This window comes from Microbacterium sp. zg.Y909 (genome assembly GCF_024626565.1).
On the sequence record NZ_JANJFJ010000504.1, the window covers coordinates 1 to 2,677 of the forward strand.

Sequence of the window (2,677 nt, forward strand, 5' to 3'; positions counted from 1 at the left end):
CACGGACTCCCCCGCCGCGACGCGATCGGTGACGGTGGAGCAGAACCGCAGCACGTCGACCACGACGGTGACGTCCGCAGGCTGCAGCCGCTGCCGCCCGGCATCCCCCCAGTCGAAGCGCACCTGATAGCGGGACTGGTCGAACGGGTTCGGCATCGCTCCAGGCTACGCGTCGGCGTGACGGCCCAGCACCGGGGCCAGTGCCAACGCCAGCCCCAGCACGTTGCGCGCGCCGCGCTGCAGCTCGCCGATCGTCAGCCCGTCGGGGCGCGAGAGCGACTGCAGGATCGTCTGGTCGGCGTACGCCTGCGGACCGTCGGCCGTCTTCACGCCGCCGGGCATGAGCACGTCGACCTGGGCCCGCACCCGGTAGGCGTTGTCCTCGAGCGCGGGGAAGTCGGGATCGACGGCGTCCTCCATCCACCAGTCGGTGATGACGCAACCGGTGTAGCCCCACTCGCCGCGCAGGATCGTCGTCACCAGGTCGTGGTGGTAGTGCGCCCACACGCCGTTGACCTTGTTGTACGAGGTCATGATGGTGCGCGGCTGGGCCTCGGCGACGCACAGCTCGAAGCCGCGCAGGTAGATCTCGCGCAGCGCCCGCTCCGAGACCCGGGAGTCGTTGCGGGTGCGGTTGGTCTCCTGGTTGTTGGCGGCGAAGTGCTTGGGGCACGCCGAGACGCCGACCGACTGCACGCCCTGCACGATCGCGGCGCCGAAGCGTCCGGTGACGAGGGGGTCCTCGGAGAAGTACTCGAAGTTGCGGCCGCACAGCGGGTCGCGGTGGATGTTCATGCCGGGGCTCAGCAGCACATCCGAGCCCTTGCGCAGCATCTCCTGACCGTGAAGGGTCGCGAGCTCACGCACGAGCGGGGCGTTCCAGGTCGACGCCAGCGCCGTGCCCGAGGGCAGCAGCGAGGCATAGGCCGACAGCCGCAGGCCGCTCGGTCCGTCGGTGGTGGTGATCGGGGGCACGCCCTTGGCGCGCAGCGACTCGGAGACCCCGCCGAGCACGCCCGCGTTGCCGGGAGCACCCAGCGGGCTGTGCATGGTCACGTCGCCGCGGGCGAGGAGCGACAGCTCCTCCGCCGTCAGCTGCGCGATGAAGTCGTCGAGGGTCGCAGCGCCCGCCGCGACGTCGTCGAGGGTGATCCCCCGGTCCCCCGTCAGCGGGATCTCGGCGGGCAGTCCCGCGAGCACCCGCTCGCGGCGGTCGACGGTTGCCTGCGGCACGTCCTCCCAGGCCACGACGGCGGCGCCCGACTCGTCACGGGCCAGCGTCATGCGTGAGAAGGGATCCCGGGCGGCGGCCGCTTCGGTCACCTGCCGCACGACCCGCAGGTCGTCGATCGGCACGGTGAGGGCGAGGGATGCCGAGCGCACGTCGGTGCCGACGAAGACGCCGTAGTCGCCCGGCTCCAGCACGAAGGCGCTGCGGTGGCCGGTGACCCCGGAGTCGTCGTACGACGCGAGGTCGGCGAGGCGGAATTCCAGCGTCACCCGCTCGGATTCACCCGGTGCCAGCAGCCCGGTCTTCGCGAACGCCGCGAGCGATCGGGCGGGCTTGCCCAGGCGCCCGTCGGGAGCGGCGAGGTAGGCCTGCACCGTCTCCTTGCCGGCGAAGACGTCGTCGGTGTTGCGTACGTCGACGGTCACCCGCACGGTCGCGGCGTCCGTCGTCGCGGCATCCGTCGTCGCGTCGACCACCGTGACCTCGAACGCGGCGTAGCCGAGGCCGAAGCCGAAGGGGAACTGCACCCGGTCCTGCGCGAAGGTCTCGAAGTAGCGGTAGCCCACGAAGACGTCCTCGGCGTAGACGTTGACGTCGGGGTCGCCGAAGTGGGGGGCGCTGGGGTAGTCCTCGTACGAGCGGGCGATGGTGTCGGTCAGCTTGCCACTGGGGGCGATCTCGCCCGCCAGCACGCCGGCGACGGCGCGCGCCCCTTCCATGCCGCCCTGCCACGCGTAGAGCACGGCACCGATGCGGTCACCGTAGGCATCGACCCACGACAGATCCATGACGTTGCCGGCGTCGACCACGACGACCGTGCGCGCGAACGACGTCGTCACGAGGTCGAGCATGGTGCGCTCGTCGTCGGTGAGATAGAAGCTCCCGGGCTCCCGCACGCTCTCGCGCGCTTCACCGGCCGCGCGGCCGATGACGACGACCGCGGTGTCGGCGCGCGTCGCGGCGGCCGCGACGACGTCGGCATCCAGCGGCATCTCGGGGAAGTGGTGCGGCCACTGCCCCCACGTGCCCTCGTACGACGGGCGGTTCTCTGCCGTCCACGCCGCGTAGCGGTCGGCGACCTCGTCGTCGACCTGCACCCCCGCGTCGCGCAGGCCCGCCAGCAGGTTCCAGACGTACGGCACCTTCACGTCGCCGCCCGAGCCGTAGCCGACGGCGAACCAGTCGATCTGCACGCGCCCGAACACCGCCACCGGGCGCTCGGCCCCCAGGGGCAGCACGCCGTCGTTGCGCAGCAGCACGGCACCCTCGGCCGCGGCCTGGCGGGCCACGCGGGCGAGTTCGGGATCGAGCGTGGGATCGGTGTCCAGCAGCAGCGCCGAGATCTGGGCGACCGACTCGACGGGCGGCTGCGCGTGGGAGCGGTCGCCGGACTCGGTGGCGGGATTAGTGGGCATCAGTGTCCTCAGGATCGCATCGTGGCGTGGG

The 2,677-nt window shown here is 71.9% G+C and carries 1 protein-coding gene; it reads right to left on the minus strand.

Annotated elements, in window-relative coordinates; genetic code table 11:
• Positions 1-165: 165 nt before the first annotated feature.
• Positions 166-2,646 (minus strand): glycoside hydrolase family 3 C-terminal domain-containing protein, encoded by a 2,481-nt coding sequence (locus NQ160_RS22020; protein ID WP_257517179.1) that lies wholly within the window; start codon positions 2,644-2,646, stop codon positions 166-168.
• Positions 2,647-2,677: the final 31 nt, after the last annotated feature.